The organism is Paracoccus limosus (assembly GCF_009711185.1).
GTDB classification, from domain to species: domain Bacteria; phylum Pseudomonadota; class Alphaproteobacteria; order Rhodobacterales; family Rhodobacteraceae; genus Paracoccus; species Paracoccus limosus.
This window is the reverse complement of record NZ_WMIF01000060.1, coordinates 1-3,688: the sequence shown is the minus strand read 5'-3', so window position 1 is coordinate 3,688 and position 3,688 is coordinate 1. Positions and strand designations below refer to the sequence as shown.

General features: G+C 65.8%; 3 protein-coding genes. All 3 read left to right on the top strand.

Annotated features, from left to right (window positions below; all coding sequences use genetic code 11):
* Window positions 1–106 (top strand): transposase domain-containing protein (locus GL279_RS18955; protein WP_155064130.1); only part of this gene is annotated, 106 nt, incomplete at its 5' end.
* A gap of 743 nt (window positions 107–849) precedes the next feature.
* Complete coding sequence (locus GL279_RS18950) at window positions 850–2,490, top strand: ABC transporter substrate-binding protein (protein WP_155066154.1); 1,641 nt, start codon at window positions 850–852, stop codon at window positions 2,488–2,490.
* 28 nt (window positions 2,491–2,518) lie between these two features.
* Window positions 2,519–3,532, top strand: a complete 1,014-nt coding sequence (locus GL279_RS18945; protein ID WP_155066153.1) for an ABC transporter permease — start codon at window positions 2,519–2,521, stop codon at window positions 3,530–3,532.
* The last annotated feature ends 156 nt before the right edge of the window (window positions 3,533–3,688 follow it).

The window sequence follows — 3,688 nt, the reverse complement described above, 5'->3', positions numbered from 1 at the left end:
CTACCTCGCCGATACCCTCCGGGCCATCCTCGACGGACACCCCAGATCCCGCATCGAGGACCTCATGCCCTGGTGCTACGACCAAGCGTCAAGCCTCGCTGCATAGGGCCTCGTCGTCGCGCTTACGGTCTACCTGCCCATGAGCATTCCGAACAGAACTGCGATACCCGCGGCGATCAGACCGGGCAGTGATGCCCTGCACGCGCCCGCACGGCCATAGGCGTTCAGATGGGCGCGCTGGATGCGCCGTCGCGCCCATCTGATGCGCGCGACGAGGCGTCGTGATCGGGGTTCATCATGGGACGAACATGCCCTTGCCACCGACCGTCCGCAACCAAGAGGCTGGAGCGCCCGATTCCGCCGGCCCCAGTGCCGGGCGTGATCCGGGGGCGGGGCGCGGAAATATGCTCTTTGCGGGACCGGATTGGGAATGCGCTTTCCCATTCGGCAGGGACAAGGAAATGGACAAGAAAGACATGTCAGTCTAGCAAATTCACATGGGCCCAACGGCTGCGGTCCCTCTTTCCCGGCGGGCAATGCTGCCTTGGGGACGGGGCCGATCCGGCAGGCCGGGACCGAAAACAGGACAGGCACAGGACATGACGACCGAGCCATTTGACAGCCTTGATGCCGCCGCGGGCCGGGCGATGTCCTGCAGCGCCACTGTCTGCCGCGCGGCTGCCGGCCAGCGCTGTCGGTGCCGTCGCTTGCGGCGCATCGCCCGATAACCGGCGGGCAGGCCCGCCTGCCGCTGTCACCCCCGAATTCCCTCACCAATACGGCTTTCCGCATGGGTCGCGCAGGACGTGGCCGATGACCGGACCTCTCAAACCTTCAGGACCGTTTTCCATGGCCAGAACTTCCCCTTCGATCACCCTGTCCCGGCGCAGTCTCTTGGCCGGATCGGCGGCGCTTGCTGTCGCCAGCCTTGCCGCCTCGGCCGGGTTCAGCCGCGCCGCCAGCCCCGCCGGGGGCGAGATCACCTTTCTGATCGACTCGCTCGGCGATACCTGGATCCCGAACAACAGCGCGATTTCCAGCTTTCAGGGCCATGTCTGGGGCCATGTCACCGACAAGCTGGTCTATGTCGATGCCCAAGGCAAAGTCAGCCCATGGATCGCCGAAAGCTGGGAACAGAACGACAGCGCGACCGAGTTCACCCTGCACCTGAAGGACGGCGTCACATTCTCGGACGGCACGGCGCTGGATGCGGCGGCGGTCGTGGCCAATCTTGACATCTGGTATGCCGGCCGCAAGCCCGAGGGCATCAACCCGATCGGCCTGTTTCCCAAGACCTATGATCGCGCCGAGGCCGTGGATGCCCGCACCGTCCGCGTCTATTTCCACAAGCCTACGCTGGGTTTCATCCCGACGCTGGGCTATCACGGCTCGATCCTGATTTCGCCGGCCACCATCGCCTCCCCCGCCGCCGAACAGGCCGATCTGGGCAAGACCGCCGGCAGCGGCCCCTTTGTGGTCGAAAGCTGGAAAGAGGGTGATTTCGTCCGGCTGGTGAAACGCGCCGATTACAACTGGGGCCCGGCGGCGGTCGGCCATACCGGCCCGGCATTTCTGGATGCGATCACCTACAAGCTGGTCAGCGAGCCCTCGTTGCGGGTGGCCTCGGTCCAGTCCGAACAGGCCGATGTCGCCTATAACGCCTCGCCGCAGGAACTGCAGTCGCTGGCGGCCGAGGGCCTTTCTGTGGCGACCCCGCGCTATCTGGGCTTTGTCAACGGCTGGGCGATCAATACCGCCGTCGCCCCTTTCGATGATGTCCGGGTCCGTCAGGCCCTGCAGGCCGCGATCAATCGCCAAGAGATCATCGACACGGTCTATACCCCCGACTGGAAGCTTGCGACCTCGTTCATCCAAAGCAACGTGCCCGGCGCTACCGACCATGCCGCCCTGCTGGCCCATGACCCGGCCCGGGCCGAGGCGCTGCTGGACGCGGCCGGCTGGATCAAGGGCGCGGGCGGCATCCGCACCAAGGATGGCGTCGCCCTGTCGCTGGTGCTGCATTCCAACCCCTATCTGGCCACTTCGAAGGCGGTGGACGAGCTGATCGCCCAGCAGCTGGGCCGCATCGGCTGGAAGGTCGAGATCCGCGCCTTTGACGTGGTGACCTTTGGCCAGAAGGTCCGCTATGCCAGCCCGACCGTTCCCGCCTATGAGGTCACGCGCAGCTTCATCGATGCGGGCACGGTGGCGGGCATCCTGACCGATGCCAACAATGGCGAGAACTGGTTCGGGCTTGGCTCGGGCGATGTGCGGCTGAACGATCTGCGCGACCGCATTGCCGGCGCCGCCACGCATGAGATCCGCAACCCGCTTCTGGACGAATTGCAGCGTTATGTTCTGGAACAGGGCTATTTCGTGCCCCGCACCCAGATCGTCCAGCGCATCTATGTGCAATCGCCCAAGCTTCAGGGCGAGGTCTACAACGGCATCGCCTACGCCAGCTATTACACCGCCCGGCTGGTCGCGTGATCCCCATATCACCGAAAGGATGGCAAGGATGAGCAACCCCTATCTCGCCCATGCGGCCCGGCGCATCGCCCAGGCCGGGGTCGTGGTCCTGTTGACCTATGTGTTTACCTTTGTCGTGGTCAGCATCCTGCCCGGCGATCCGGTGACCAATGTGCTGCGCAACCCGCAGAACGGTTTCACCGAGGCCGAGATTCAGGAAATCATCGCTGCGCAGGGGCTGGACCGGCCCGTGCTGGCGCAATTGGGCAGCGCGCTGGGCGGTTTCCTGACCGGTGATCTGGGCAATTCGCTGCGTTCGGGCCGGCCGGTGGCGACGCTGATCGGCGAGGTGTTGCCCTCGACGCTGATCCTTGCGGGTTCCGGGCTGGTGGTGGCGCTGCTGCTGGCCGGAGCGGTCGCCTATGGCACGCAGTTCCTGCCGCGCAGATACGGGCAGGGGCTGCTGCGCGGCTTTCCCTCGCTGTTCCTGTCGGTGCCGAATTTCGTCATCGGGCTGGTGCTGATCCATGTCTTTGGCTTCCAGATGGGGCTGTTCCGGGTGATCCAGCCCGACAGTTTCTGGGCGACGCTGTTTGCGGCGGTGGCGCTGGGCATCCCGATCTCGGCCCAGATCGCCGAGGTGCTGATCGCCAATCTGGACGGCGAGGCGCGGCAGGAATATGCCGCCGTCGCCCGCAGCCGGGGGCTGGGGCAGGCGCGGCTGTTTGCGGCCCATCTGCTCAAGCCCGCCGCGCTGCCGGTCGTCACCGTGATCGCGCTGACCATCGGCGAGCTGCTGGGCGGGTCGCTGATCACCGAGACGGTCTTTGGCCGCACCGGCATCGGCAGCCTTGTGCAAAGATCGGTGACCACGCAGGACCTGCCGGTGCTGCAGGCCATCGTCGCGCTGGCGGCGGCCCTGTTCGTCGTCATCAACCTGCTGGCCGATCTGGTCTATCCGTTGCTGGATCCACGGGTCCGGCTGGCGGGGCCGCAGCGCCTGCGCCGGGCCGGGGCCGACCGGGTCGCGACGGATCTTGCGGCAAGGGTGGTGACGGAATGAGCTATCCGACCCATCCCTCGCGCGGCAGGGGCTGTTGAACGGCTTGCAATAAGGACCCCGCTTCTGGGGTGATCGGCGTCCAAAAGGGACCCCACCGACCGGGGGTTGGGTCCATTGTGCCTTCGATGATTATCGGAGGCCGAGCACGGGATGCTG

Coding starts and splice junctions, on each gene's coding strand:
- GL279_RS18945 (WP_155066153.1), top strand. CDS start 2,519: ATGAGCAACCCCTATCTCGCCCATGCGGCCCGGCGCATCGCCCAGGCC.
- GL279_RS18950 (WP_155066154.1), top strand. CDS start 850: ATGGCCAGAACTTCCCCTTCGATCACCCTGTCCCGGCGCAGTCTCTTG.